Raw genomic sequence first — 26123 nt, forward strand, 5'->3', positions numbered from 1 at the left:
ACGCCGAAGGTATATCTTCTATATTTCGGTGCAGTTGTCCTGTGTGTGCTGCTGCACATACTCTTCCGCCCGTTTAAAGTCTTCAGGCGTATCGATGTCGAAGGCTTCCATTTCGGAACGGAGCGGGGAGTACAGAATCAAGTCTGGGTGAGCGTTCATCACGGTTCTGCCGCCGATGCTTCCGTCTAAACAGCTGAGTTCATTAGCTAGTACTGCCGGGAATATAACCGGAGAGCAATGCCTGCCGTTAAAGGCTGCCGAGACGATGCTGCCGGAATTGCGGCGGAATACAGAGCAGAGGTCGCGAATGCTATCGGCTTGCAAAAAAGGTTGGTCGGCAGTGCAAAATAAGAAGCCGCTTGGGGTATAGGCAGAGGAGGTATTTGCGGTTGCGGCAAAACCTTCGGCATAGCCGCGGCAAGCGGCTTGTACTGCAAGAGCCGCCGAATGTCCCTGTCCCCGCTCCGGTTCCGGATTAAAGACAATATCACAGTGGAATGGACGGAAGGTTTCGCTTCCGGCAGCCGGTTCTTTTAGAGACTTGTTTTGCCCACATTGGTTTTGTGCGAGGTGTTCTGTCATTTCTGTTATGGGCTGCTGTGTTTCGGCATTTACCGTAATCACCAGATGTGTAAGCCCCGCCTCAAGCAGTGTTTCAATAACGTATTTGATTAAAGGTTTTCCGCAAAGCGGGAGCAGCTGTTTGCAGCAGCCCATACGGGTAGAAAGCCCTCCTGCAAGGAGAATTGCAGTGGGGAGTTGGGTAGTGCTTCCGATAGTGTAGGAAACGTTTTCTCTTGTGATAGTATTCTTAGCAGTCGGTATCATTTTTTAGCGTTTGAAGATTCATTCGGCACCGATGGCATCTAAAAACGATGTAAAATTTTGCGCCTGTTCAAGCCGTTCATATAGTTCTGTTCTATTTTGCAGCGTTAGCCGGTATATTATGGCTTCCGGCATTTGTTCCAAGACCGGTAAAAAGCGTGTTCCATGCGGTTTAACGGCTCCGATGATATAATAACGCGGATTGGAAAAGAGAGTGCATACGGCACGGAAAAAGAGTTTAGCTTCCGCCTCCATAATGCCGAGTTCGTCCATTAAGATTACCGGTAGGGAGAGGTGTTGCGGCATTGCTTCACAATCGGCATGAGCTGCGCCAAGGACGGTCCTTTCCGCTTGATCCAAACACATAACCCCATACATATCAAATACCGGGGGAAATCCGACCGGCTTCGGCGGACGGCATATTCCGACGCAGTTGCCGGTTGTGTATCGATATATTGCGGTACCGGCGACAACCGGATGCATATATAACGCAGGTTCCTTTACCGCTTCTTCTTTTTTTGTAATAAAGCCTGACGGCTGAAGAGCATATTTTTGCATAAGGGCTGCAAGAAATGTAGACTTCCCGCAGCCCTGTTCGCCGGTAACAAAGAATATCCGCTTTGTAGTAATCCGTTGCAAAGTTTTACGCGCCTTCTTTTTCTTTGGGCAGCACTATATTTAACAGAACTGAGGTGATAAAAGCTCCGACTATTGCCTGTTTAAAAATATTTTGGAACCAATTCGGTAAATGTTGCATAACGTGAGGGACGTGACTTAAACCGAACGCAATACCTAGCGATGCCGCAATAATGATAATATCACGTTCTGTGATCTTTCCATCTTGGTATATCAGATTTAAACCGCTTATGGTAATCATACTAAACATCAACAACATACCGCCGCCTAATACGGGATTGGGAATAGTTGATACGACTGCGCCAAGTTTAGGAAAGAAACTGCACAGTACCAGGAAACCTGCGCCCATTCCGATTGTAAAACGATTGACTACTTTCGTCATGCCGATAAGCCCGACATTTTGACTAAATGAAGTTGTCGGTAAAACGCCGAAAAGGGCAGCAATCATACTACCGATTCCATCCGCATGAACCGCACCTTCTAATTCTTTATCGGTTATATCTCTTCCAAGTCCCCCTACCGCGATACCGGTATTATCGCCGATTGTTTCTACCATTGTCGCGAGATACACAAGCATAAAGGGTACTATTGCTTCCCAATAGAATGCAAAACGGAGATGTCCTGTGGCAAAGAACGGCAGCGGAGCGGAAATCCATGCCGCATTTCTTACCGGAGAGAAGTCAACCATACCGGCAAAGACTGCAACGATATACCCTGCGACTAAACCGATAAGGATGGATGATACACTTAAAAAACCGGTAAATAGCTGACGGATAAAAATAATGGCTAAAAATACGAACAGTGCGATCAATAAGTTTTTCATCGAACCAAAGGCTGATGTCCGTTCAATATCGACGCCGCCGCCTACAAACCGGATACCGACCGGAATAAGTGAAATCCCCAAGGTTGTAACAACGGTTCCGGTTACAACATGCGGTAAAAATTTATGGAGCGGCTTAACAATAAATCCGAGCAAAAATTCCATAAATCCGCCAATCAGTGTGGCTCCGAGAATGGCAGCATAACCGCTCATCCAATCCCCGCCTATCGCAGCAAATTGAGTGCCGACTCCGATGATAACAGGAATAAATGCCGAACCGGTACCCATAACAGTCGGTAATCCTGAACCGATTTTCCAAATCGGATGCAGCTGTATAAAAGTAATGGCACCCGCTGCAAACATCGCATTTTGCAGCAGCGATACTTTAATATGCGGTGGAATATTTAAAATTCCGGTAACTACTAAAATCGGTGCAAGGTTTCCTGCATACATGGCTAGAACATGCTGCATACCTAAGGGAATCGCCGTTCTTAATGGAACACGTCCTTCAAGTCTATAAATATTCTCTTTCGAGACGTCCATCGTTTCCTCCTAGAACTACTTTTTATACCCCCGATGCAAAGGAAGCCTCGGGGTATAGATTCAATCTTTTGCACTGTATGTGTGCTATCCGATATGGGGTATCGGTGTATTAAACCTTAGCTTAGCGCTCCTCATCATGTTGTCTCATCTTTTTTTGACTTCGGCAGCAGGAGGTTCAAAATAAGTGCGGTAACAAAGGCACCGACGATGGCCTGTTTAAAGATGTTCTGGAACCACATCGGCATATGCTGCATGACTTCCTGTACGTTGCTTAAACCGAAAGCAACACCGAGCGATGCTGCGATAATGACAATATCACGTTCCGTAATCTTTCCGTTTTGGTAAATCAAGTTTAAACCGCTCATGGTGATCATACTGAACATCAGCAATACACCGCCGCCCAATACCGGGTTCGGGATAGTCGAAACGATTGCTCCAAGTTTGGGGAAGAATCCGCACAATACCAAGAAGCCTGCACCGATTCCGATTGTAAAGCGGTTGACAACTTTTGTCATACCGATAAGCCCGACGTTCTGGCTGAATGAGGTGTTCGGCATAACGCCGAAGATTGCCGCAAACATACTGCCGAAACCGTCTGCATGAACCGCCCCCTGCAATTCTTTGTCTGTTATGTCACGTCCGAGACCGCCGACTGCGATACCGGTGTTATCACCGATTGTCTCTACAGTTGTCGCAAGATAGACGAGCAGGAATGGGACAATAGCATCCCAATAGAAGGTGAGGTTCAGGTGCCCTACTGCAAAGAACGGGAGCGGAGCGGAAATCCATGCGGCATTTCTTACCGGTGTAAAATCGACCATACCGGCAAAGATTGCAACAACGTAACCTGCAATAAGCCCGATTAGAATGGAAGAGATGCTCAAAAAACCGGTAAACATTTGCCGGATAAAGATAATTGTTAAAAAGACGAAAAGTGCAACTAACAGATTCTTTATCGAGCCGAATCCGGGTGTTTTTTCAAGACCGACTCCACCGCCGACAAATTTAATACCGACCGGGATAAGCGAAATTCCCAAAGTGGTAACAACGGTGCCGGTAACAACGTGCGGTAAGAACTTGCGGAGCGGTTTTACAATAAACCCGAGCATAAACTCCATTAAACCGCCGATAAGGGATGCCCCAAGAATAGCAGCATATCCGTTTGACCAGTCTCCCATTGCGGCATATTGCAGTCCTACGCCGATAGCAACGGGGATAAATCCTGAACTGGTTCCCATAACGGTGGGGAGCCCCGAACCGATTTTCCAGATAGGCCGCAACTGGACGAATGTAACGGCGCCGGCAACAAACATAGCGCTTTGCAGCAGCGAAACTTTAATATCCGCCGGGATATTAAGAACACCCGATATAACTAAAATCGGGGCAAGGTTTCCGGCATACATAGCCAAAACATGCTGCATACCGAGAGGGATTGCCGTCTTTAACGGAACACAGCCTTCGAGCTTATAAATATTTTCTTTTGAAATACTCATAATCTCCTCCTTAACTATAATACATATCACCCGCGTATTTTTACTCTATGAGTATATACTGATAGAGATGCGAATGTTTACTCATTCTATCAGTATAACTGCGAATATGGTAAATAGCAAGAAAAAATTGTAAGATTACCTAAAAATTATTTAGTGAACCTGTTCACCGGTTAAACCGGTAAGTTGTTCTAGAAGAAAACCGGTATCATCTTCAACGAGGACAACCAGTTTATCTCCGGGGTACAATACGGTATTTCCGTCGGGAATGGTTTCCTCTTCACCGTGTATAACGCCGACAATACGGCATTTTTGAGGCCAGTCCGTTTCTCTGATTTTCTTTAAAGCCACAATCGATTGGAGCCCGATAGGTAATTCATAAAGCTGCGGGTGATATGTTCCGTGTTTACCGCTCAAAGAATGCGTGTTACCTTGTTCGGCTTCAAATATTTGCGCTAATAAGATATGGTCATGCGCCTGCGAACCGATAAAACTTGCCGTCAGATAAGCGGTAAAACAAGTGAGTACCAAACCGCTCAGCTGATGGAACGCCCCGCTTGTTTCAAACACAATAACACAGGCGGTAAGCGGTGCTTTAATAACGGTGGTAAAACAGGCAGCCATACCGAAAAGAATCATGGTAGTTACGTGTTCCTGCGCCAATAGGCCGAAATGCACAAGCACGGTTGCGTACAACGCACCGCTCACTGCGCCACAGGCAAGAAGCGGTACAAAGATTCCTCCGATTGCCCCTGATCCTGCGGAAATACCGGTAAAAAGCAATTTGACGATTAAGAACATCAGCAGCATTGTAAGCGGAAAGGACTGCTGTTCAGTCAGTGCTTTTATCAGCCCGTCTCCACCGCCGGATGCATAACTGTGCCACAAACCTATCGGCAGAGACAGCAAAAACGGAATCATCGGCCGCAGAATCGGCGGAATATGGAGCGTTTTATAGCATCGCTGAAAAAAATAGATTGACTGTTTAAAACCGTGCCCGACAAGCGTTACAAACATCCCGAGTCCTATCAGCCATGCGAATTGCGAAAGCGGGAATTCTACGGTCGTAAAGAATCGAAAAATCGGGCCGGAACCTAAAAAGATACTTCCGGCAAAATCGCCGGCAAAAGACCCTGCCATAACGCAAGCTAAGAGTAACGGCGTTAAATGATGATGAATATCTTCCAGAGCAAAAACAATTGCGGCGAAAGGGGCATTAAAGGTTGCCGAAAGTCCGGCGGCGGCACCCGCAGTGATAAGGCATACTCGTTCGGTAAACGATCGTTTCCCCAGCCGCTCAACGGCATCTCCGACATAGGCGCCAAGTTGCACGGAAGGCCCCTCGCGTCCCATCGAAAGCCCCAAGCCGATATTCAACACACCTCCGATAAACTTGAGCGGGAGTTCACACAGCGGCGAAAACTGCAATTTTTGCATAAACACGCCTTCTATCTGTGCAACTCCGCCGCCTTTAATCATCGGCCACTTTGTGATAATAAAACCGGCAAATAAGCCTATCAGCGCCAAACTAACCAGCGCAAGAACAACGCCAAGCGCACCTGTTGACTGTATGACCCCGTATAGTGCAACACGGATATTTTTAATATAAGAGATCGACAGCCTGAAACCCGTAATAACCAGTCCCGTCAATAGGCCCGTTAATAGGCTTTCAAATACCAAAAGCCACTTATTTTCTTGTCTGCTTTTAAGCAATGTACCTGTTTTTGAATATTGATTCATAATAATTTTATTATCACTGGATCTAGATCCTGCGAGCTGCGGTAACCGCTTCTTTTAATTGACGGGCGGTACGGGTAACCGATTCAAAATCACCGGTTTTAGCGCCTTTTGTCAATGCTCCACCGATACCGAGCACTGCAGCTCCCGCTTTAATCCACTCGGCTGCATTTTCGGCAGTGATGCCTCCGGTCGGCATATAGGTTCCCTGCGGAAGCGGTCCCTTAAAGGCGCTGATAATTTTCGGCCCGAAAAGCTCTGCCGGAAACAGCTTGAGGATGTCAGCACCGAATTCAAGCGCCCGCACCGCTTCCTGCGGGGTCATCACACCGGGAATGTACGGCACCGCATACCGATTGCAAAGGTGAGCGCAACCTTCGTCAAAAGACGGCCCGACGATATATTGTGCACCGGCAAGGATACAGGCACGCGCTGTTTCCGCATCGAGTACCGTACCGGCTCCCAGCAATACATCCGCACCGAATACTTCGCTTAGCTCACGGATAATTTCGTCGGCGTGCGGTACGGTCATGGTAATTTCGATTGCCGTGATCCCTCCGGCACGCACCGCCTCCACGATTTTAAGCCCCTGCGCTTTATTTTCCGCCCGAATAACGGAAACCGCCCCCGCCTCAATCAACGCCTGTATCAGTTCGTATTTTTTCACTATTTCCTCCGCTCGGTCAATCTCATCAGACAGTCGCGAGAATATTCCCGCAGAATAATGGAGGCTGGCCAACCAGAGTTGAACCTCTTCGCGGTTCAAATGGTCGTCCAACCTCCATTATTCTGCGATTCTTATCTATATTCTCTGATGAGATTGACCTTCTTCTAAAATAAACTGTGCAAAATTTTACCTAAAATTTCGCACAGTTCTTCCAAGGAAAAGGTAACCACACCGAAAATATTGCAAGCGCTTACCTTTTCGTTTGCGCAAAATTTTTTAAATTTTGCGCATTTTTTCACGAGAAGGATAAACGCATCAGACTGCTAGATAAAAATCGCAGAATAATGGGAACCGGGCAAGCATTTGAGCCGCAAAGCGGCGAAACTCTGCTTGGGCGGTTCCCATTATTCTGCGGGGCCATTGAAAAGGCCATCTGATGTGCTTACCCTGAGCCGCTAGTCTACTTGGATGGTAAACCGTTCCGATTTTTCATTGCCGGTAATATCCCGGGCTGTAATTAATATATCGGATTTTCCGCGGTTTAAGATAATCTTGCCTAAATAGAGTCCATTCTTTCGCCGGTATAGCAGCGTATCGGTAAAGGCGGTATTCCCCAGATACGATTCACCGTCTTTTTGGGTAATCGTTTCAAAGGGCAGTGTTCGAATATTAGTGCCGTTTACAAAAATCGTAATACGGAAAGGATTAAAACTCCGCCCGCCCGGTACAGCCGTATCGGAAATATCCGCGTATAGTTCATAGCTTCCCTGCCGCACATTTTTTTGCCCGCTCATTTGAAATACGGTATTTTGCTCATTTATCAAAATGATGTCTTGTATCTGCGGCGCTATTTTATCGTTAACCGACGGAAGTAGTAATAACGGATTGATATATACTTTTTTTTGATTATCGCTCACTTGAAAGATCAGCTCATTAGGATTTCCCCATCCGCTGTTTCCAGTTTTCCCGATAACAGCTGTTGATTCAGCGGTTACCCTGTTGCGGAATACCGTGGTATCGTCAAGGTTTCCATAAACCGTTTGGAGTCCGTCATCGTGTAAAAATATCAATGCATTTCCAAGTGTAGAAGGGAAAGCTCCGGAGCCGTATTTTTTATCTATGACAATTAAGAGAATTCCGTCATCCGCAGCGCGTACCGTCGCCGCATCTTCAAAGGTCAAACCTTGTTCAAAAGTATTTTCACCGATACGTTGCCCGAAAAGCCGTAAGAAATTTTGTGTATCGGCAGGCCATTCCAATGCGAATAATTCCGCAAAAAATACCGTTGCTGCTAAGAGGCAAAAGAAAAATCGTTTCATATCAGTATCCTATTTTTCACTTTATTTTATATCGATACGGGCTAACTTCGTGTCGGTCGCAAGGAATATCGTTTCCCGCTCTTGTACAAGGAACGTATTTTTTGAAGGAAAGGAGGTGTGTCCAACGACATAAAAAGGCGCTTCGATAAACGACAATGTTGAGCTTTGTTCTTGTCTGCTGATAATCGCCATCATATTCTTATACGGATTTTGACCGCCGGAAATGACCATACCGCGCTGCGGCATAATACCCGATATCAACCGATCGCAGTCGATAAAGCCGATACCTTCGGCACATTCAAACACGGCGTTATAGCCTTTTATATCGAAATCAACAAAGACCTGCCTGTGAAGATTTCCTTCCAATTTCCGGTGATGTATGATTTTATATTTATTACCGTCTATCCGTATAAGCAATGCGCGTTGACTGTTAATGCCGCACACACAGGCGGCAAGTTTTCCGTCGGTGGAGATTGCTGCTCCCAGTATAACCTGATAGTCACTGCCGCCCGGATAAAAGTCCGACCGTACATTACCTTCGGAATCAAGAACGACAAGTTTTCCATCAGAGAATCCGATAATAGCTCCGCTTTTTGTGCTATGAAAGGCGGTAATCGGCGCGGTGTGCAGATAACGCCAGCGCGGTTTCCCGTCGGCACCGTATTGCTTAACGGCGCTTCCTCCCGGCTCAAATAAGTAGAAACGGTCTTCGTCGATGTATACAAATCCTTGCTCTTCGATGACGGTTATCAGCGAACCGTCGGGGCGATAAATCGGTGTTTTAGCGGCATCGCTTCCGTATTCCGTCCACGCTGCGGAAGAAGCTGAAATGCGCTGGGTTACGGGAGATGAGCGGAGTAATTCACCGTCGGCAGTAAAGTAACCGAAGCGGCTTTCCGTCAAAAATACTTTCGGTGTTTTATCGGCAAATTGTTCCGGCGCCGCCTGCGAGACTGCATTTTCGGTTTCACTCCCCATGCCTTCCAACTCGGCTTGCGCACTATCCGGTGTTATGGTGCGTACCCACACAGGCTTTAGATAAAGATCCGATCCGAGCGGTACCGCTGCTGCAAAGATATATATGAATAAAAAAAGAATAGGAAAAATAATAAAACGATTATCGAAAGCTGTAATTTTCATAGTCTATATGGTATAATAGTAGTATGAAAGATTCAAGTAAGTATGACCATCTCTTTGAACAAGCTATGAAGGCAGCGGAAAATGCATACGCCCCTTATTCTCATTTTAGAGTAGGCGCTGCATTACTGCTTGATGACGGGAGTGTTGTTACCGGCGTGAATGTTGAAAACCGTTCTTACGGATTGACCAACTGCGCCGAACGCACTGCTATTTTCCGTGCCGTTGCAATGGGCAAAAGAAACTTTACGGCTATTGCAATCGCAACCCCCGATGCGGATTATCCGGTCGGGCCGTGCGGTGCTTGCCGGCAGGTTATTTCCGAGTTTATGCAGCCGGATGCTCCGGTTATATTCGGATCATCCGCCGGTAATCGAATCGAAACAACCGTAAGCGGTGTCTATCCTTTCGATTCACTCCACGAGCTGCAACAAAAATAAGAAAATTCAACTGCCAAAAAGATTAGGAGGAAACAATGCGGCAAGAACATGATCTTTTAGGGTATCGGGATGTTCCCGATGAGGCGTATTACGGCGTACAAACGCTTCGTTGTATGGAAAACTTTAATATTACCGGCGTGCATCTTTCCGCCTATCCGGGCTTTATAAAAGCCCTTGCGATGGTTAAACAGGCGGCGGCACAGGCAAACTATGAATTAGGTTTGCTGGAAAAACCGACAGCAGAAGCTATTATCGGTGCTTGTAAAGAAATTATTGCCGGTAAACTGCATAATCAATTCCCTGCGGATATGATTCAAGGCGGTGCGGGAACGTCTACCAATATGAACGCAAATGAGGTGATTGCGAACCGTGCACTTGAATTGCTGGGGCATAAAAAAGGCGAATACCAATTCTGCCATCCGAATAACCACATCAACCTTGCACAGTCTACCAACGATGCGTATCCGACGGCAGCGAAGCTCGGTATCTGCTTACACACGGAAAGCCTGATTACCGAGCTTGAAGAGTTGATTGCTTCTTTCCGCCAAAAAGGAAAAGAATTCGGCGGGCATATCAAGATGGGGCGTACCCAGCTGCAGGATGCGGTGCCGATGACACTCGGTCAGGAATTTGAATCGTATGCAGCGAGTTTAGAGGGAGAGGTGCCGCATATCCGGCATGCTGTTTCCGGCTTACTCGAAATCAATATGGGAGCAACCGCCATCGGTACCGGTATCAACAGCGACCCTGCCTATGCGGATTTGGTAACAAAACGGCTCGCAGAAATTTCCGGTTATCCTGTTACGAAGGCGAAGAATTTGATTGCCGCAACGAATGACACCACCTGTTTTGTTTCCTATTCGGGGCAGCTGAAACGCCTTGCGGTAAAAATTTCAAAGATATGTAATGACCTTCGTCTGCTCGGCTCGGGACCGCGCGCCGGTTTGAACGAAATACATCTCCCGGCAATGCAGCCCGGTTCATCGATTATGCCCGGTAAGGTCAATCCGGTTATCCCCGAAGTGATGAATCAGGTATGCTTCCGCGTTATCGGAAATGATACGGCTGTAATGATGGCATCCGAAGCGGGGCAGTTGGAGCTGAACGTCTTTGAACCGGTTATCATTTACAGTATTTTGGAATCGATTTCGATTTTAAATAACGGTATGTCTACGCTTCGGCAGCGCTGTATCGACGGTATCGAAGCAAATGTCGAGCGGTGCAAGGAGCTAACCTATCGGAGTATCGGCTTGGTGACGGCGCTTAATCCGGTACTCGGTTACGAAATCTCAAGCGATATTGCCAAGACTGCCCTCAAAGATGACCGCAGCGTCTACGACCTTGTACTGGAACGCGGTTTATTATCGAAGGAAGCGCTCGACGAAATCCTGAAGCCGGAGAATATGACGCAGCCTAAGAAAATGCACAAGCTGTAAGGCACGGGGCTGTCCAAAAAACTCAGGTTTTAAATAAACCTATACTAACGCGCAAAAGAGCAGCGGTGCAGGCATTGCCCATGTATCGCTGCTTAAAGCCGAAAGGGTAACTATAAATGATTATAAAAGAGAGCGTCTCTGTAGAAGATCAAATAAATATTACAATAGATATGTGGAAGCAAACAGGTATCCTAAGTAAAAATATTAAAAAGCGCAGGATACTTTTAACCTGTCTCATTATCAGCTTTCTTGTGCTGGTACTCATACTAATTAAAGGCTACTTATTCCAAAGTATTATCGGTGTCTCCTATATTTTATGGGTTCTCGCGGAAATTATTTTTGCAAAACAAATATATTTACGGAAATTGAAAAAGAATCTGCGGAAGCAGTATGCTCTGGCTGCCGAAAAATTTAATTTGCCAAAAGACAAAATTGAGGTCATTACAGAAATAACAGATGGTTATGTTGAGGCAATAAAGTTAGGAACATCGACGAAATTTTTATTAAAAGATTTTTTATTTGATATCGATAATGAAGCCTTTTATATTTTAGAATTTACAAACGGACGTTTCTTGTATTTCAAAAAAGATGCATTTGAGACTAAAGAACAATATGAAGAACTGCTTGAGTATATAAAAAGATTTACAAAGAATAGTTAGCGATAATGCTTCAGCTTTTTGTTTGTTTTACACTTGACAGACAAAAAGAAAACCGATATGATATATTCCATATTTATGCCAACTTAGCTCAGCTGGCCAGAGCACGTGATTTGTAATCTCGGGGTCTAGGGTTCGAATCCCTAAGTTGGCTCATCAATATGGGGAGATTCCCGAGCGGTCAAAGGGGGCAGACTGTAAATCTGTTGGCTCCGCCTTCCAAGGTTCGAATCCTTGTCTCCCCATTTTTTATTTCAAAATAAATACAGGCGAATGTACCAGCTGAGGTTCGCCGGTTTTCATTTTCCATTTTTTCATATCATCAATCATTTAAATACTTAAAGTTTTTTAATTTTAAAATATGTCAAGTTTATTTGTACGAGGGTTTAATACCCGCCGTTCTTCTCACTTATATTGGAGCATATAATATAAAATCAACAGCAGCTATAAAATACATAATAATAGATAATAGTGGAAATATTGAAAAAAAGGTTTAAAACACTGAAAAGATTAAATAATGCCGTCGGACAGAATCGAACTGTCGACACAAGGATTTTCAGTCCTTTGCTCTACCGACTGAGCTACAACGGCAAAAACAATAGAAAATTTATATCCGATTTTTTTATATGTGTCAAGTACCTGCTTGCAGTTTATACTTGACACTCGGAATAGGTGAACTTGTTACTCTATATCGTAGATAATTTTTTCCGGCGGTTGTTCAAGCAGTTCGGGATTTTCCAGATATTTATGCAATTCATGGAAAGCGGAGGCATAATAGAAGCCGTCACAAATCCGTTCATCGGTGGTAACGGCAAGGTCAAGGTTTCGTATATTGGTAACTGTACCGTCCCGTGCAATTTCTTGTGATCTCCGCATCGCGCTAAAAGTGATAAATACGGGTGCATTACCGAAGTCGTACAAATGATGAAATATAGGGCGGATACCTAACGAGCCCATCGAGGAAAAGACAACGGAACAGTGAAAAGGGCTGAGCAGTCGCAGGCTTTCCGGCAACAAGTTATGGAAGTCAAGCCAGTTCAGAAATGCGATTGCCGCACGTAATTGAAAATTCGGCATAAATCCGAGTTTACGCGCAATTTTATCAAAGGCACTTTCTTTTTCTTCACGTTTATTTCGATACTCTTCTATTTTCTGAGTCATCTGGTGATACACATCGGTGACGGTTGCGCTTCGGTCAAAGAAAAATTTCATCATTGTTTCTTCGGCTTCCAGCGACATCTCTTTCTTAACGGCCATGACCACTTCTATGTTATGGCGGGCATAAAGTCTCAATCCACTTAAAAATCGATTAATACCCGGCCGCTGTGATATTGTCCGCACATAGGCTGCAACCAATACATGCATGATGCCGAAACCGATAAGGCCATCGGCTCTTTTTTTATGTACGAAATGTTCTATCGCAGCGACATTGATGCTGTCTTGAAATAAATTTTGTGCTCCTATTCTTGACGGCATAATAAAGGGAGCTACTACCGCCATGGGTTCTATCGAACGGATACGCCGTCCTTCTTTTCTATCGCCGAATCGCCGTTTGGTTGGAATGTCCATAGTTGTTTTTTTTAGTTCCGATTCAGTTTGTTTGTCTTCCATATTTCCTATTTCCATTAGATTTTATATTTCTTATTAGAGATGCTTTATTATTCATAAATTCCCGTTTTGTACTAGAGAACTGAATCGACCAGTGTTTTAAAAGAGCTATTCAATGCTTCGTTGTATCGTTGAGGCTGCACCATAAAAAGGCCGTTTTTAACGATAATTGCAGTATGTTCTTCTTCGTCATTGAGAGAATCGTTTTTCCGGAATTGCTGTGCTTTTTCTAAAAGCCCTGTTTGTTTATCAATTGCTTGCCTTTGTTGCACAGTCATCATTTTTGAAAGTAAATTCGCAAATTCGAAAAAGTCATCGGGAAATTTCTCCATAAGTGTGCGGCCGGCATCCGCATTAGCTGTTTCGGATAACAAATCAGCAAACTCATCCCAATGCTCATTCAGAAAATGTATAATAATCTCTTTTTCCATTTTTTCCCTTGCTATAGGCGCTCTCTTTTTATATCGGCATAAAATGAGGGGCTTTCAATAATAAGAAAAAAAATCATCAATTAGGAAAATAGAGTTTTAGATACTGTTGGGTAAAAATATGCTTCCATGAAAATTCCGTATGGAGCGCTGTGCATGCTTGTAAAATAATATTTTTAAAATACGGAATATCGGTGAGCCTTGCTTTATCGGTTGCAAAAAAAGATTCTGCTTGGTTCAATACGGCTTCCGTCAATGCACTGATATGTATGTCGGTGTTTTGTTCTTCGCCATTCGGAAGCGTATATAAAAAGCCTGTTTTCCCGTTTATGATTTTTTGCAAGCCTCCTTGTGCGTTCGCAATCGGGATGGTACCGTAAACTTGTGCGATAAGATCTTCCAAGCCACACGGTTCAAATAAGCTCGGTAAAACAATAAAGTCCGCTGCTGCGGTGATGAGCCGAGCAGCCTTTCGGTTATATCCCTTACAATACACAAATTTTCCGGGCAGCGCGGCAGCGAGGGCGATCGCTTCAGCTTCAAGTTCAGGATTTCCCTGTCCCATTACAATAAACCGTAGGTTAGGAAAGCGTTCCAGTATGCGGGGAATTGCTTTGAGTAATACATCGACGCCTTTTTGCCGAACCAACCGGCCGTGGTACATCAGGTAGAGTGTTCTCTTCTCTTCTTGTGTACTCATGCTGCCGTATTGTTGTATGCCATCATACAGCGGCGCTGTGCAGGTCTGCGATTGTAGTTTGTCCAGTAAAAATGAACGGCAGGCATATTTTCCTTCAAACTGCTCTTTTTGTATGTCAAACGCGAAAGGGAGTCCTGAGCATTCCATATCGAGAGGATTATATGTCGCGAAATCAATTCCGTTGGTAATACCGGTAATATGAATATGCTTTTGGGCGAGGGTTTTTGAAAAAAGATAAGAATACGGCGAATGTTCGGGTGAAATCAGCTGCTTTGCATACCACGGAGACACCGTCGTTAAATCAGCAAAGGCGGAACCGACAAGAAAGGGTTCGACCGTATAATCGACTCTGCCATATTCCAATACTCTGTGAGGAAGATCGGTTAAATGTGCCGCATATTCGAACGAATAAAAGGTTTGGCGGTAGCCGTCCCCTGCGTTATGGATGGTGATAAGTGTACGGGTATGCCGAAATAGCCGCCTGCCCGTACATCGGGCAGAGATGAACGCAGGAAGCAAAGCGGTGTGGGCATCATGGCAGTGCAATACCTGCGGAGCAGTATGGTTGCGTAATCCGTAACAATAGACCGCTTTTTGAAATAATACGTTCATTTCGTGGTTGTCGATGTAACCGTCTCCTTTTTTAAGATCAGGCCGGTGCAGCTTTTCCCGAAAATAATCGAGTTCTTCGGCGCAGTAGGTATAAATATCTTTTTTTTCCGTGAAAATACCGGAGTCGATAAAGATGAAACGGATGTTTTTCCTGAAAAGTTCAAAATATCTCACCAAATGCGGGGTATCACCGACACGTATCTGTGCTTCTCCGATGCAGTTATCGAGATCTTCGCTATTGTTTCCGTAACGGGGCAAAAATACCGTAACCGTAAGACCGTAAGCTGCCGCTGCTTCTGCCAATGACTTTACGACGTTTTTTACGCCTCCGGCTTCTGCAAAGCCGGCATATTCACGGCTTACAACCCATATCAATCCATTATTTTCCTTGGTGCTCATAAAACTGGAATATCCTTAAAGAAAGTAAAGGGTACCTCTTAAAACCGAAGTTTTCAGAAATATCCGCTATGTTGTGCGATGAAACAGATCCGGCCTGAGTTTTTCCGCCCCGCCCAAATAAACCGGTATCGCTTTCTTTTTTCCATAGTAATAGAAAAGGAAGCGAATGATACCGTGAGGACTGCCGTCGATATCCGGTTCCGTACTGCAAAAAAGGGCGACCGCAGAAGCATAACCGGCGGAGCGCAATAAAGTTGCAGGATTTGCCGCTGTTATATCGGATGTAATCGAAAATTGTAGGGAAACGATATCTTTTTCATGCAATCTGTTGAGTTCCAAAAAGCGTGTGTACGCCGTAACGACGGCTGTTTTGATCTGCTCCTGCGTATTTTGAGTACATACGGCTGCTCTTCCTGCGTACAGTTTTTTCCAAAACATCATTGTATGTCCTTATACCAGATTAAGACCGCTCGAAAGTAAAAGAATAGCGGAGGCTGCAATTGCAATTACGAGTCCGAATATACAAGCAATACCGCTGATAATACAGCGTCCGAGGTAGTAGGGCTTCCGTAAATAGATATTGTAGTTGATTTCAAACAATAAAGCAAAAACGGCAATTAAGAACAGTAAAATGCCGCCTGCGATAAGAAATTGCAAAATAATGATCTGGCTTGAATCCAAAAAGTTTTGAATGTTCCCTAACACAAATAAAACGGATAAGGCAATCAGAACGGTAAAGAGGAAGAGTACGGTTCTATGTAAAAAACGAATAGTAACTTGTTTTCTCATTATCGGAGATGCCATCACTGACCGAGTATAACTTGTCCGATTGGAACATGCAAGCCCTCGCATTTCGGTTAGATTTTTACGTGAATGAATATGGACCTTTTTAGTGCGAAATTTTTCCTAAAATTTCGCACCTTTTCCTAGCAGACGGGTAAACGCATCAGGCAGAGTAAATAAAAAGCGCAGAATAAGTGAGGCTATGAGACCATTTGAACTGCAGAGCGGTTCAACTCTGGTTGAATAGACTCACTTATTCTGCGGGGCTACTAAAAAACGGCCTGATGCATTTACCCTGTCGTGTGCAGGTCGGATAAACATCAGTTCGGTGATGGGGTGCGCTTTATTGAGGCCTTTTTGTTCAAACTTGGTTTTGGGACGCCATGGCTGCGGAGGGGCGAACCCTTCGTATTTTGACCGGAGCCCTTCAGTGGCCGAAAGTTCGGCAAAGGCATCCTCTGCATAGTCGTACCAATCGGTTACCATATAGAGGTAGCCGTTTTCTTGCAGTTTTTGAGCCAGCAGGTCGGTTCTTGGGCGATGGAGCAGCCTCCGTTTATGGTGTTTTTTCTTTTGCCATGGGTCGGGGAAAAAGATATGGAAGCCTGCGATTGAGGCGTCGGGGATCATCTTTTCCAATACTTCAATAGCGTCGTGTTCGATAATGCGGATATTTTTAAGCCCGCGCTGCTCAATTTCGTTTAAGAGCTTTCCGACCCCTGCTTGAAAAACCTCAATGCCGATATAGTTGATTTCGGGATGCTGCGCTGCGATTTCAGCTGTTGCGACCCCCATGCCGAATCCTATTTCGATGATGACCGGATGATCATTCGCAAAGATTTCTTTAAAAGAAAGCTGTTGCGCTTTGTAGGGGATGCACCAGCGCGGCGCATATTCCGCATACGCTTTTTTTTGAGCCTCGGTAATCCGCCCTTTCCGCAGTACAAAGGTTCTAATGGGTCGTCCCTGCGGCGGCATATCGGCTACGCCGGTTTGTTCACTATGGTCTGTCTGTTCTGTTATCATGGTATTCCTTCTCTTAATTCGTTTTTTCGATAAGCGAAAAATACAAGGGGCCTGCTCCCCCGCAGGTATCGGGCAAAAAACGGCTGCCGAACAGCGTTTTTTCGCCGAGCATCAGCGGTGTGCTGTTTTTGCCGGCTGTTTTGGTATTGGTTGCGGCAAATTCCATTGCTGCGGTACCGCTGTGAATGGCGGCTTCGGTTCCGTATTTTTTTAACAACTTTTGTACGACGCCGTCGTTTTCTGCATCGGCAAGCGCACAGGTTGCGTATACTAAAAAGCCGCCCGGTTTTAATAGTAAGAAAGCTGCCGAAAGGAGCGCCCATTGCCGCTGCACCAGCATTTTAATCCGTGCAGGTGTCCAGCAGGCAAGGTATTTCGCATCGGTAAGCACATGGCGCTCCGAAGAACAAGGCGCATCCAGTAAAATGCGGTCGTAATACGCTTGCCGATAGCGGGGGAGGGTAGCGGCGTCATAGCCGGTAACTTCGATGCGGGCGCTTATGTCCGGCGGCAGGTGCTCATCAAGTACGGTGAGCAGCCGCGCTCGGCGTGCCCGCGACAACTCGTTTGCCTGTATCTGGGCTTCCTGTCCCATACCGGAGGCAAGCACCAGCGTTTTGCCGCCCGGAGCGGCGCACATATCTAAATAGCTGCCCTCATCAATCGACGGAAGCGCCTGTGCCGCATAGATACTCGCTTGGTCAAGATAATACGGCCTTCCGCCGCACACCGAAAACGCCACCGGCTGCGTCTCTTTGAGAAGCGCTTCCCGAAGCGTCGGCCAACGGTCGCCGAAAAGAGCGCTGTAGTAAGCTTCAAACGCGGCTGCCCCACTTACCTGCTTCGACCGCTTCACGGGTGCCGCTCCGCGTCTATTTGATGGCTTGTAGGTAATGTAGCTGGAGCGGTTGTATCCGCACCTGCGTCCGCTTCTCCTTTATTTGTGGCCATTGTACTGTTTGTGCATGCCGCCATGCAGGCATGCCAAAGGGTGTCGGGCTGCATAGGCGGCGCTTCAACGGTAATGTTTTGGTGCGTAATCGGATGGATAAACGAGAGCTTGTAGGAATGCAAGCGTATGCCGCCGTTCGATTCACTGCGCCGCGCTCCGTATTTTAAGTCTCCCTTGATGGGATGTCCGGCGGCTGCCATCTGTACCCTAATCTGATGCGTGCGCCCTGTTTCCGGCCTAATACGGATAAAGTCGTACCGGTCTCCTTCTCCGCACAGCGTCCAATATAAAACGGCTTTTTTAAGCGCCGGCTTCTTATGCTTTTTAGGTTTTGTGATATCGGTAGACGTTGCCTTTGCAGGAGTTATATCGATAGGAGCTGCGCCGATAAAGGCTTTTTGTGTTTTGGTATGAAAGCCGAGCCAATGCTCCAGCCGCTGCGGCTCCGATACTTCTGCGGGATGTTCTGTAGACCGTTCACATATTGCCCAATATTCTTTTTGCACAGCTTCGGCTTCAAATGCACGGGAAAACAGCGTTTGTATCTGGGCAGAAAAAGCCAGCAATACGATACCTGATACGGGAGTATCAAGCCGGTTAACCGGAGCTACAAACGGTTTATGCGGAAAAAGCGGCGCGAAAAACGTCTGGGAATTTTCACCGCTTGCTTTATAGGCAACCGCACAGTAATCATCTTCAAAATAAATACGGGTAGTTTCTTTACACATAATTCAAGGATAACAGAAACGCATTATAGTTGTTTTTTTCTACCGAGACAATATGCTTGACAAACCATTATACGAGTGCTATGGTGATTTCAGAGGAGAAGATATTATGAAAAAGTGTATTTTTTATAGGATTACCCCCCCCCCCCCCCCCCCCCCATTGGGTGTGGATTTATTGATAGTAAATTATCCGTTAGGAAAGAGTATTCGTTCTTTTGCTTCTGTTGATGACCTATACAAACAGCGGATTTCGGAATAGTATATTATGCTTGTAACTATTACGAAGGATGCTTTCTTCAACTAAGAAAAAAGTTAGGGCTGATATGGTATACAGAACAAAAACAGTAGAAGATACTATCAACTTTGGTCGGGCTTTAGGCCGCTTACTCAATGCAGGCGATGTGCTTGCTCTGCAAGGGACGCTCGCAGCAGGAAAAACGCAGCTGACAAAAGGCGTTGCGCAAGGGCTTGATATATCCGAAGCTGTTACCAGTCCCACCTTCACCATCATATCGGAATATTACGGACGCTTGCCGCTTTATCACATGGATGTGTATCGGCTCAGCTCACCGGAAGATTTTTTAGATCTCGGTGTTGAGGATATGCTGTACGGTCAGGGCGTGTGTATTATCGAGTGGAGTGAAAAAATTATGTCGGAATTACCGGCACGTACCGTACTTATTCATATCAAGCCGGAAGAAGATACGAGCAGAACTATTACCATCACGAACTGGCCGTATGAAACGGACAGCTTAATCGAATATGAGGTAGCACCATGAATATACTTGCAATAGATACCCTCACTTCAACCCTTTCAGTTGCGGCATACGGTCCTAACGGATTAGTTACGCAATCCTTCGCCGGTAACGGTCCGTCCCACGCAGAACGGTTGCTCCCCCTTATCGATGCAGCCGTATCAGCCGCGGGATTTACTGCCGCCGATACGGAAACGGTATTGGCGCCGGAAGGTCCCGGTTCTTTTACCGGCCTAAGACTCGGATTTGCAGCGGCGAAAGCATTGCAGCTGAGCAGTAACAGCTGTTTTATTCCTATTCCTACGCTCCCATGCATAGCATCGCAGTATGAGGCGTGGAATGGAAATATTGCCGTAATAATAGATGCAAAACGGGAACGCTTTTATGCGCAGCTTTTTAAAAATGGAAAAGCGGTAACAGAAGCTTTTGACAAACCGGCGGCTGATTTACTCCCGCACTTTTCGGAAAACGAAGAATGGCTGGTTACCGGCTACGGCACGGCAGTGTTTAAAAACACTGCTGCAATTGTGCAAAGTAGTATCCGCTTTCATTTTATTGAAGCGGACTCTCTCTCTTTTGCGTATTCGATGATTAAGTATATGCAAAAGCACGGTAATGTACTGAAGAATGCTGCAGACTATGCAGGGCCTCAGTATATTCGAAAGAGCGATGCAGAGAAGGACTAAATTATGGAAAAAAGTATATCCTCGAAACAGGAACAGCCGATTACGGGAGCGATGTCATCGGAAGAACAAGAGGCGTATTTTGACGAACTTGCTGAATTGACAAATGCGAGAAGCATTCCTACTATGATTATTGACAGTAATTTAGTTATACGCTACATGACCAAGAGCGTGTATACATTACTTGCGGGTTATTACGCATTGGAGAAGAAGCCTCTTTTTAATGTTTTCGGCAGAGTTTTTACTCAAGCGGAGATAAAAGACTTTTTTGAAAGTATACGGTCACCGGAAAAAGGCTGGTCATGGATCGGTAATATGGTGCATAAATCGCACACATTAAAAACCCTGTATACGAGAGTGCGGGTTCATCCTATTTTTGATAGGGATAATCGTTATCTGCTTGGATATTGGGTAATTATTGAAGATGTAACAGCAGAGCAGACCGGAATGTACAAAATGATGCTCAATGGGTTGTTAGAAGCGTCAATGCTGAAAGACAATGATACGGGAAATCATGCACAACGGCTCAATTTTTATTGCCGAGAGTTTTCCGAATACTTGTTTGGACTTAACCGGTATCCCCAAATTAATCAAGACTTTGTTGATAATATTTCCGTTTTGGCCGCTATCCATGATGTAGGGAAAATCGGTACACCGGATTATATTTTGCAAAAACAGAGCAAATTAACCGGCATTGAATGGGAAGTGATGAAAGAACATACAATCAATGGCGCTCTTATTGTGTCATCTTATCCTATTGCAATGGCAAAGGAAATAACATTAAGCCATCATGAACGGTGGGACGGCAGCGGATATCCGTTTAAGCTTGAAGGTGAGATGATACCGCTTTCGGCAAGGATTGTCGCAATAGCTGATGTATATGATGCACTGCGTATGAAACGATCGTATAAAAGCGAGCTTTCACATGATGAAGCTGTCCAATATATTTTTGAGAACGCAGGGAAGCATTTTGATCCGCAGCTCGTAGCATATTTTAAAGAGATTCACCACGCATTTGATAAAGTATGGCACACTCTCAAAGATGATGAGACGGAACAGTCACGCGTACCCGAGGATCGGGCTGTAGTATAATCGGCGACTGCGGCACGTGATCGGGAAGGCATCGCAGTAATGCAATGCTCCCGTATTGTATTACCGTTTTTTACTTTAATCCCAGTTGAGCAAGCGAATCGATATTGCCGGTCGCGAGCGCCGCTTTATTTTCACGCTGAATTTCGTCGTAAATTTCTTCGCGGAATACTTTGACGGAGCGGGGGGCTTCAACGCCGATTTTAACCTGATCTCCCCGTACTTCGATAACGGTAATTTCAATTGAATCGCCGACGCGGATTTTTTGGTTTGTTTTTCGGGAAAGGATTAACATGACGAACCTCCGCGTTTCATTTCAGCGACGATATCATGCTTAGTCTTCCATTTTTCCCCGCCGATGACCAGCTGCATTGCCTTTTTATTCTTTTTATTGATGATGAGCGGGCCTTGCAGATTTGCCGTAATTGCCGAGCCGTCCGACGGAACGGTAACCAATGCAAACACCAGTACGTCCGACGGAGATTCAATGCCGAGCGGTTCGAGCAAACTATCATCGATGTCCAGTTCATAGTCAGGCCGGAAGATAAAAGGATCGATGGCGATAAACGCAAGCTCTGCATCGTCAAGCGACTGAATCCATATAAACGGCTTTTGCTTTGCATCGAGCAAGGCAAAGCGGTGATACTTTTTAAATCCGTAAAAACCTTCAGACAGGGTGATGATTTGATCTTCTTCAATCGTAACCGTACCCAGCGCCTTCGTTTTTATTTCCATACTAAAACTCCCTTTCTTTTGTCATCGTTATCTTAAATAATTGAGCAGCGTGTTTTTATATAAATTGCCGACCGTGCTTAACGATGCTTGATGCGTATACTCATACATTTTAAGATCGGAAATAGCTTGTGTCAAATCCAAATCGGCTTCGCGGGATTCTGCTCCCGTTACATTCGGTATCTGCATATTCAAACGGGCGAGCGCCGCTTCCGCGCGTTCATAGCGGGAGCCGTTTTCTGCAAGCCGCGCTGCGAGGTTGTCGATAGCTCCGTCCACACTACCGAGTACTTTGCCGCCGAGCGATTCATGGTCGCCTGCATACATCGCGTTGCGCATCGCGATGACCGCATCAAAAAGCGAACCTCCCGATACGCGCACCGAATCGGCAAGGTTGTACGGCGGCCGCTGCTGAGGTTTGACAATACCGAGAGAGGCGAGTACGTTTCCCTCTCCGGCATCGCGTAGCCAGAGCTGCCGTGCATCGGTCGTTTCGATATTCATACCGTTGGTAACGGGGTCGAGCGAAGCCTTAACCGCTGCGCCTGAGCTGTTGATCTTAGACATAATTGCATAGACGTTATCGCCTGCGATGAGCGGGATAGTAACGCCGTCTATCTCGATGACACTGTCCTGCTGTACGATAAAGTTCCGTGCATCGGTTGCGGAAAAGAGCGTTTGCCGTTCCGCCCAGAAGATACGGTTCCCTGCCTGATTTGCCTCCATAAACGAAAGCTCATCGCTTTCCACCTGTTTAGTGTCGATGGAACCGTTGTACCGTACATTGGTAATAACGGCGGAACCTGCGCCGTCGATATCGCCCATCACAATCTCAAAAGGTTCGGTAAAACTTTTCGTACCGGCAAAGAGGCGGGTGCCGTCTGCGCTAAAACTGTTTGCCGTTTGAACAAGCTCGTACAACAGTTCGTCTACTTCGGGCGCCATCTTTTTAAGATCAGAAGCGGTATAGGTACCGGTTGCACCCGCTACGGAAAGTTCGCGGAGCCGCTGCATAATGTTGAGCGCACTCTGCATCGGCGCCTCTGCAACCTTATATTGGTCGTTGAGCGTCTTGGCATTTTTTTCAAAGCGGTCAAGCCGTGCCAAAAGCGATTTATAGCGTACCGAATGTCCTGCAGCGATAGGATCATCGCGGAGCTGCTGGATGCGCCGCTGAGTACTGAGTTGACTGTTTACCTTGTGCAGCCTGCTTTCCTGCCTCCGCACCGAATAGCTGCTGTCCGAATGCTGCATATTTGAACTAATCCGTTGCATACTTACTCCTCAAAACTAGACACCAAGGCGGTTGATGATAGTATCGAGCATCTCGTTGACGGTAGCGACAAAACGAGCAGTCGCATTGTAGCCGTGCTGGAATTTAATAATATCCGCCAATTCTTCGTCGATATTGACACCGGAAATCGAGTCGCGCATATCGCGGAGTTCCTTGCCGATAGCGGTTTGTGTATTCAACGCAAGCTCGGATTGTTCGCCCTTTAAGCCCATATTGGTAACAGCCTCGGCGAAGAATTCGTCAAAGGTGCGGGTGTTGCCGACCATAACCGGCGTATTCCGTATCTTTGCGATAGCGACGGCGGCACGGTTGTCTCCGGGGTAGGGGATACCTTCAAGACTGGGGTAACCGGCGGCGATATTCTGTAAATCGCTTACGACAACCGGATTGATTTCCATCCAACCGGAGGGGTGCGCAATGGGGGAAACTGCATACTGTGCACCTTCCTGCGACAGTACGTTCACCGCATCGGGTTGCTGCCAGTCGTAGGCGTTTTCCGCACCGCTTCCGGTAAGCACGCCGGCGTATCCCGCTAAAAAGCGCCCTGAATCTTCGACGTGTCTGATAACAAAGTCGGGATTTTCGGTATCCTGCGCCGCTGTCCCCTTGAGCACGAGCTTATTGTTTTGGTCGAGATATGCGACGACTTCCGCACCGGAACGGTTGATGCGGTCTACAAGGTCGGCGACCATATCAGTGGAAGCGTAGGGTACTTGAACTGTTCCCGTTCCTGCGGAAAGGGTGATCGTCCCTTCCAATCCGATTTGTTCGCGCGGATCAAGGCTATATGCGCCGGTCAAACGGAAGATATATGAAGAATCGTATTCACCGTCGCCGTTCCGGTCGAAATTACCGACCGTATTGTTGATAAAATATTGTTCTTTGAAAAAATCGATACCGGTTTTTCCGTTTAAGCCCATCGCATTGCGGTGAATGTCGTTAACAAGGTCGACAAAGTTCATTGCCATCGTATCGAGTTTATTGATTTCGTCGCGGACATCTCCGTCGCGCAGTTCGATAAGGGCAGCCAGCCTGCCGCCGCCGAAGTGCGCAAGATTGCCGGAATCTTCCCATACGACATTGGCATACCCTTCGTTTCCAGTACCGCTTTTAAGTCCGAAGGTGCGGAATGTCCGCCCTTGTACCAACTCCATACCGTCCGAATAAATGATGTAGGATTCGTCGGCATCCACCTTCTCTACAGAGATGGAGATAAGGTCGGCTAGTTTTTCGGTTAATACATCGCGCTTATCCATCAAGTCGTTGGGATTGTCGCCCATCGCTTTAACTTTTACGATTTCTTCATTGAGCGCCGCAATCTGCCGGGTAAAGGAGTTTACCTGCTTAACCCGCGCTTCAATGTCGCCGTTGATCATATCGCGGATGCCCTGCAAGTCCCGATACTGATGGTGCACGGCATCGGTCAGCGTTTTTGCGCGGGTAGCAACCGCACTGCGCGCTGCCGTCGATTCGGGATAGACTGACAGCTCCTGCCATGAATCCCAAAACTGATCGAGCCGTGTCCGAACGGAAGTATCCTCCGGTTCGTTATACAGCTGTTCCAGCATATAGATGTAGGAATCGCGTGTTTCCCAGTACCCCTGCTTATCGGTTTGGGCGACAATCCGCTGATCCAACAGCTCGTCGCGCAGGCGGGTAATGGAGCTGACGGCAACACCCTGTCCGATTTGTCCGGGAGTTTCCGCCCGTGAAAGATCGGGACGATACAGCGGCTCGTAAGAATCGAGCTGAACACGCTGACGGGTATATCCTTCCGTGGATGAGTTCGATATGTTATGACCGGCAGTTTGAATGGACTGCTGGTGTGCAAATAAACTGCGTTTTCCTAATTCAATCGAAGCAAATGTAGACATTTTTATCACCTTCCTCCTTGAATACTATCCGTTAAAATACCGTATCGATAACCAAACTGCTGTAATTCGATTGGCTCGGCGCACCAGTGCGGGTATAAAATGAAGTTCTTGTACCGATTTCTGCGGCATCCATCATATCTTGTACCAATGTCTGTACGTGTGTAACGTAGGCATCAAGCGTATCGTTTGCCGTTTTTGCAAGCTGTGCTTGCTGTTGCAGACTACGATATAAATAACTGAGCTTTTTTTGATTTTCCGCAGGCAGCAATGCAATGTAGCCGTAAAAATCACGTCCATCTTCGTTATACGGATCAAGCTGATTGAGAAGCAAAAAACACTGCTTATCGAGCCGTAAAAATTCATTGGAAGCCTCCGTACTTTTCAGTACGCAGCGTTCAATCCCCTCCCATGAACGGTTGCGCACGGAGTCCGAAAGCTCTTTTTGATATGCATATACTTCTTTCATCACGGTAATTTGCTGCTGCAAGACCTGTTCGATTTTCTCTGCAGCCGATATTTTGTCCATTTTATACCCCTTCTGCTACAGTGTCGGAATTTAGCGGAAAACCTTGAGGACAATCGGGAAACGCATCAGATTTCTTGGTGCATTGCCCGCAGAATAAAAGGGCTATTCAACCTTTCCTTTTGAAAATATGCATACCGTCTACAGCGTTGCAGAGTGAATAACAGTCCTCGACATGCAAAAAGCACGCCTGCGGGTGTTATTCACTCTGCGCCTTGTATCCGGCACCCCTAT

The 26123-nt window shown here is 46.2% G+C and carries 27 protein-coding genes and 3 tRNA genes; 8 read left to right on the forward strand and 22 right to left on the reverse strand.

Going from position 1 to position 26123, the window contains the following annotated elements; translation table 11 throughout:
- Positions 1 to 18: 18 nt before the first annotated feature.
- The 8 genes from E4N65_RS02210 to E4N65_RS02245 all read right to left on the reverse strand — a co-directional run bounded on the left by E4N65_RS02210 (position 19) and on the right by E4N65_RS02245 (position 9177).
- Complete coding sequence (locus tag E4N65_RS02210) at positions 19 to 828, reverse strand: nucleotidyltransferase family protein (RefSeq protein WP_253673864.1); 810 nt, start codon at positions 826 to 828, stop codon at positions 19 to 21.
- 18 nt (positions 829 to 846) lie between these two features.
- Positions 847 to 1464, reverse strand: coding sequence for a nucleoside-triphosphatase (locus tag E4N65_RS02215; protein WP_253673866.1), 618 nt, complete (start codon positions 1462 to 1464; stop codon positions 847 to 849).
- A gap of 4 nt (positions 1465 to 1468) precedes the next feature.
- Positions 1469 to 2824 carry a uracil-xanthine permease family protein gene (locus E4N65_RS02220; protein ID WP_044013684.1) on the reverse strand — a complete coding sequence of 452 codons (1356 nt, stop codon included), beginning with the start codon at positions 2822 to 2824 and terminating at the stop codon, positions 1469 to 1471.
- 134 nt (positions 2825 to 2958) lie between these two features.
- Positions 2959 to 4317 (reverse strand): uracil-xanthine permease family protein, encoded by a 1359-nt coding sequence (locus E4N65_RS02225; RefSeq protein ID WP_253673868.1) that lies wholly within the window; start codon positions 4315 to 4317, stop codon positions 2959 to 2961.
- 150 nt (positions 4318 to 4467) lie between these two features.
- Positions 4468 to 6054, reverse strand: a complete 1587-nt coding sequence (locus E4N65_RS02230; RefSeq protein WP_253673870.1) for a ClC family H(+)/Cl(-) exchange transporter — start codon at positions 6052 to 6054, stop codon at positions 4468 to 4470.
- A 22-nt stretch (positions 6055 to 6076) separates the two neighbouring features.
- Positions 6077 to 6718 carry a bifunctional 2-keto-4-hydroxyglutarate aldolase/2-keto-3-deoxy-6-phosphogluconate aldolase gene (locus E4N65_RS02235; protein WP_253673872.1) on the reverse strand — a complete coding sequence of 214 codons (642 nt, stop codon included), beginning with the start codon at positions 6716 to 6718 and terminating at the stop codon, positions 6077 to 6079.
- Between the two features lie 455 nt (positions 6719 to 7173).
- Positions 7174 to 8037, reverse strand: a complete 864-nt coding sequence (locus E4N65_RS02240; RefSeq protein ID WP_044013678.1) for a peptidoglycan DD-metalloendopeptidase family protein — start codon at positions 8035 to 8037, stop codon at positions 7174 to 7176.
- A gap of 21 nt (positions 8038 to 8058) precedes the next feature.
- A complete protein-coding gene (locus E4N65_RS02245) occupies positions 8059 to 9177 on the reverse strand; it encodes a PQQ-like beta-propeller repeat protein (protein WP_253673874.1) in 1119 nt (372 codons plus the stop codon).
- Positions 9178 to 9200: 23 nt separating this feature from the next.
- Here E4N65_RS02245 and E4N65_RS02250 point away from each other — a divergent pair, with 23 nt between their 5' ends.
- The 5 genes from E4N65_RS02250 (at position 9201) to E4N65_RS02270 (ending at position 11951) form a co-directional block, all read left to right on the forward strand.
- Complete coding sequence (locus tag E4N65_RS02250) at positions 9201 to 9614, forward strand: cytidine deaminase (RefSeq protein WP_044013675.1); 414 nt, start codon at positions 9201 to 9203, stop codon at positions 9612 to 9614.
- 35 nt (positions 9615 to 9649) lie between these two features.
- Positions 9650 to 11050, forward strand: a complete 1401-nt coding sequence (gene aspA, locus E4N65_RS02255; protein WP_253673876.1) for an aspartate ammonia-lyase — start codon at positions 9650 to 9652, stop codon at positions 11048 to 11050.
- A gap of 116 nt (positions 11051 to 11166) precedes the next feature.
- Positions 11167 to 11709, forward strand: a complete 543-nt coding sequence (locus E4N65_RS02260; RefSeq protein ID WP_253673878.1) for a hypothetical protein — start codon at positions 11167 to 11169, stop codon at positions 11707 to 11709.
- 77 nt (positions 11710 to 11786) lie between these two features.
- Positions 11787 to 11860: transfer RNA gene (locus E4N65_RS02265), tRNA-Thr, on the forward strand.
- A 9-nt stretch (positions 11861 to 11869) separates the two neighbouring features.
- Positions 11870 to 11951: transfer RNA gene (locus E4N65_RS02270), tRNA-Tyr, on the forward strand.
- 273 nt (positions 11952 to 12224) lie between these two features.
- Here the strand turns inward: E4N65_RS02270 and E4N65_RS02275 are convergent.
- The 9 genes from E4N65_RS02275 to E4N65_RS02315 form a co-directional block, all read right to left on the reverse strand.
- A tRNA-Phe gene (locus tag E4N65_RS02275) sits at positions 12225 to 12297 on the reverse strand.
- A gap of 90 nt (positions 12298 to 12387) precedes the next feature.
- Positions 12388 to 13317, reverse strand: a complete 930-nt coding sequence (locus E4N65_RS02280; protein WP_253673880.1) for a 2-oxo acid dehydrogenase subunit E2 — start codon at positions 13315 to 13317, stop codon at positions 12388 to 12390.
- Between the two features lie 71 nt (positions 13318 to 13388).
- Positions 13389 to 13745, reverse strand: a complete 357-nt coding sequence (locus tag E4N65_RS02285; RefSeq protein WP_253673882.1) for a hypothetical protein — start codon at positions 13743 to 13745, stop codon at positions 13389 to 13391.
- Positions 13746 to 13821: 76 nt separating this feature from the next.
- On the reverse strand, positions 13822 to 15453 hold the full coding sequence (locus tag E4N65_RS02290) for a glycogen synthase (RefSeq protein WP_253673883.1): 1632 nt from the start codon (positions 15451 to 15453) through the stop codon (positions 13822 to 13824).
- A 66-nt stretch (positions 15454 to 15519) separates the two neighbouring features.
- A complete protein-coding gene (locus E4N65_RS02295; protein WP_044013662.1) occupies positions 15520 to 15894 on the reverse strand; it encodes a chorismate mutase in 375 nt (124 codons plus the stop codon).
- A gap of 9 nt (positions 15895 to 15903) precedes the next feature.
- On the reverse strand, positions 15904 to 16242 hold the full coding sequence (locus E4N65_RS02300) for a hypothetical protein (protein ID WP_253673884.1): 339 nt from the start codon (positions 16240 to 16242) through the stop codon (positions 15904 to 15906).
- A 243-nt stretch (positions 16243 to 16485) separates the two neighbouring features.
- Positions 16486 to 17214: a tRNA (guanosine(46)-N7)-methyltransferase TrmB gene (trmB, locus tag E4N65_RS02305; RefSeq protein ID WP_081984459.1), complete on the reverse strand. Its 729-nt coding sequence runs from the start codon at positions 17212 to 17214 to the stop codon at positions 16486 to 16488.
- Between the two features lie 61 nt (positions 17215 to 17275).
- A complete protein-coding gene (locus E4N65_RS02310; RefSeq protein ID WP_253673885.1) occupies positions 17276 to 18118 on the reverse strand; it encodes an RsmB/NOP family class I SAM-dependent RNA methyltransferase in 843 nt (280 codons plus the stop codon).
- Positions 18115 to 18942, reverse strand: a complete 828-nt coding sequence (locus E4N65_RS02315; RefSeq protein WP_253673886.1) for an RluA family pseudouridine synthase — start codon at positions 18940 to 18942, stop codon at positions 18115 to 18117. Before E4N65_RS02315 ends, E4N65_RS02310 begins: the two co-directional genes overlap by 4 nt.
- A 320-nt stretch (positions 18943 to 19262) precedes the next feature.
- Here E4N65_RS02315 and tsaE point away from each other — a divergent pair, with 320 nt between their 5' ends.
- Genes tsaE through E4N65_RS02330 form a run of 3 tightly spaced genes read left to right on the forward strand, consistent with a single transcriptional unit; the run spans position 19263 to position 21469 of the window.
- Complete coding sequence (gene tsaE / locus E4N65_RS02320) at positions 19263 to 19718, forward strand: tRNA (adenosine(37)-N6)-threonylcarbamoyltransferase complex ATPase subunit type 1 TsaE (RefSeq protein ID WP_253673887.1); 456 nt, start codon at positions 19263 to 19265, stop codon at positions 19716 to 19718.
- The gene (gene tsaB, locus E4N65_RS02325; RefSeq protein WP_253673888.1) at positions 19715 to 20380 is read left to right on the forward strand and encodes a tRNA (adenosine(37)-N6)-threonylcarbamoyltransferase complex dimerization subunit type 1 TsaB; all 666 of its coding nucleotides are present in this window, start codon (positions 19715 to 19717) and stop codon (positions 20378 to 20380) included. Before tsaE ends, tsaB begins: the two co-directional genes overlap by 4 nt.
- A gap of 3 nt (positions 20381 to 20383) precedes the next feature.
- Positions 20384 to 21469 carry an HD-GYP domain-containing protein gene (locus E4N65_RS02330; RefSeq protein WP_253673890.1) on the forward strand — a complete coding sequence of 362 codons (1086 nt, stop codon included), beginning with the start codon at positions 20384 to 20386 and terminating at the stop codon, positions 21467 to 21469.
- A 70-nt stretch (positions 21470 to 21539) separates the two neighbouring features.
- On the opposite strand, the gene csrA is transcribed toward E4N65_RS02330, so the two are convergent.
- The 5 genes from csrA to E4N65_RS02355 are packed head-to-tail and all read right to left on the reverse strand — an operon-like array spanning position 21540 to position 25892.
- Positions 21540 to 21761, reverse strand: coding sequence for a carbon storage regulator CsrA (csrA, locus tag E4N65_RS02335; RefSeq protein ID WP_006188992.1), 222 nt, complete (start codon positions 21759 to 21761; stop codon positions 21540 to 21542).
- A complete protein-coding gene (gene fliW, locus E4N65_RS02340) occupies positions 21755 to 22201 on the reverse strand; it encodes a flagellar assembly protein FliW (protein WP_253673892.1) in 447 nt (148 codons plus the stop codon). Before fliW ends, csrA begins: the two co-directional genes overlap by 7 nt.
- A 27-nt stretch (positions 22202 to 22228) precedes the next feature.
- Positions 22229 to 23473 carry a flagellar hook-associated protein 3 gene (locus E4N65_RS02345; RefSeq protein WP_253673893.1) on the reverse strand — a complete coding sequence of 415 codons (1245 nt, stop codon included), beginning with the start codon at positions 23471 to 23473 and terminating at the stop codon, positions 22229 to 22231.
- A 15-nt stretch (positions 23474 to 23488) separates the two neighbouring features.
- Positions 23489 to 25366: a flagellar hook-associated protein FlgK gene (flgK, locus tag E4N65_RS02350; protein ID WP_253673895.1), complete on the reverse strand. Its 1878-nt coding sequence runs from the start codon at positions 25364 to 25366 to the stop codon at positions 23489 to 23491.
- Between the two features lie 31 nt (positions 25367 to 25397).
- Positions 25398 to 25892, reverse strand: a complete 495-nt coding sequence (locus E4N65_RS02355) for a hypothetical protein (protein ID WP_253673897.1) — start codon at positions 25890 to 25892, stop codon at positions 25398 to 25400.
- Positions 25893 to 26123 lie beyond the last annotated feature (231 nt).

The sequence above is a fragment of the Treponema sp. OMZ 855 genome, assembly GCF_024181145.1.
Classification (GTDB): Bacteria; Spirochaetota; Spirochaetia; order Treponematales; family Treponemataceae; genus Treponema.

Excerpts from the sequence above, each read along its gene's own strand:
- E4N65_RS02210 (WP_253673864.1), bottom strand. The coding sequence starts at position 828 with ATGATACCGACTGCTAAGAATACTATCACAAGAGAAAACGTTTCCTAC.
- E4N65_RS02220 (WP_044013684.1), bottom strand. The coding sequence starts at position 2,824 with ATGGACGTCTCGAAAGAGAATATTTATAGACTTGAAGGACGTGTTCCA.
- E4N65_RS02225 (WP_253673868.1), bottom strand. The coding sequence starts at position 4,317 with ATGAGTATTTCAAAAGAAAATATTTATAAGCTCGAAGGCTGTGTTCCG.
- E4N65_RS02230 (WP_253673870.1), bottom strand. The coding sequence starts at position 6,054 with ATGAATCAATATTCAAAAACAGGTACATTGCTTAAAAGCAGACAAGAA.
- E4N65_RS02240 (WP_044013678.1), bottom strand. The coding sequence starts at position 8,037 with ATGAAACGATTTTTCTTTTGCCTCTTAGCAGCAACGGTATTTTTTGCG.
- E4N65_RS02245 (WP_253673874.1), bottom strand. The coding sequence starts at position 9,177 with ATGAAAATTACAGCTTTCGATAATCGTTTTATTATTTTTCCTATTCTT.
- E4N65_RS02250 (WP_044013675.1), top strand. The coding sequence starts at position 9,201 with ATGAAAGATTCAAGTAAGTATGACCATCTCTTTGAACAAGCTATGAAG.
- aspA (WP_253673876.1), top strand. The coding sequence starts at position 9,650 with ATGCGGCAAGAACATGATCTTTTAGGGTATCGGGATGTTCCCGATGAG.
- E4N65_RS02260 (WP_253673878.1), top strand. The coding sequence starts at position 11,167 with ATGATTATAAAAGAGAGCGTCTCTGTAGAAGATCAAATAAATATTACA.
- E4N65_RS02280 (WP_253673880.1), bottom strand. The coding sequence starts at position 13,317 with ATGGAAGACAAACAAACTGAATCGGAACTAAAAAAAACAACTATGGAC.
- E4N65_RS02285 (WP_253673882.1), bottom strand. The coding sequence starts at position 13,745 with ATGGAAAAAGAGATTATTATACATTTTCTGAATGAGCATTGGGATGAG.
- E4N65_RS02290 (WP_253673883.1), bottom strand. The coding sequence starts at position 15,453 with ATGAGCACCAAGGAAAATAATGGATTGATATGGGTTGTAAGCCGTGAA.
- E4N65_RS02295 (WP_044013662.1), bottom strand. The coding sequence starts at position 15,894 with ATGATGTTTTGGAAAAAACTGTACGCAGGAAGAGCAGCCGTATGTACT.
- E4N65_RS02300 (WP_253673884.1), bottom strand. The coding sequence starts at position 16,242 with ATGAGAAAACAAGTTACTATTCGTTTTTTACATAGAACCGTACTCTTC.
- trmB (WP_081984459.1), bottom strand. The coding sequence starts at position 17,214 with ATGCCGCCGCAGGGACGACCCATTAGAACCTTTGTACTGCGGAAAGGG.
- E4N65_RS02315 (WP_253673886.1), bottom strand. The coding sequence starts at position 18,942 with ATGTGTAAAGAAACTACCCGTATTTATTTTGAAGATGATTACTGTGCG.
- tsaE (WP_253673887.1), top strand. The coding sequence starts at position 19,263 with ATGGTATACAGAACAAAAACAGTAGAAGATACTATCAACTTTGGTCGG.
- tsaB (WP_253673888.1), top strand. The coding sequence starts at position 19,715 with ATGAATATACTTGCAATAGATACCCTCACTTCAACCCTTTCAGTTGCG.
- E4N65_RS02330 (WP_253673890.1), top strand. The coding sequence starts at position 20,384 with ATGGAAAAAAGTATATCCTCGAAACAGGAACAGCCGATTACGGGAGCG.
- csrA (WP_006188992.1), bottom strand. The coding sequence starts at position 21,761 with ATGTTAATCCTTTCCCGAAAAACAAACCAAAAAATCCGCGTCGGCGAT.
- fliW (WP_253673892.1), bottom strand. The coding sequence starts at position 22,201 with ATGGAAATAAAAACGAAGGCGCTGGGTACGGTTACGATTGAAGAAGAT.
- E4N65_RS02345 (WP_253673893.1), bottom strand. The coding sequence starts at position 23,473 with ATGCAACGGATTAGTTCAAATATGCAGCATTCGGACAGCAGCTATTCG.
- flgK (WP_253673895.1), bottom strand. The coding sequence starts at position 25,366 with ATGTCTACATTTGCTTCGATTGAATTAGGAAAACGCAGTTTATTTGCA.
- E4N65_RS02355 (WP_253673897.1), bottom strand. The coding sequence starts at position 25,892 with ATGGACAAAATATCGGCTGCAGAGAAAATCGAACAGGTCTTGCAGCAG.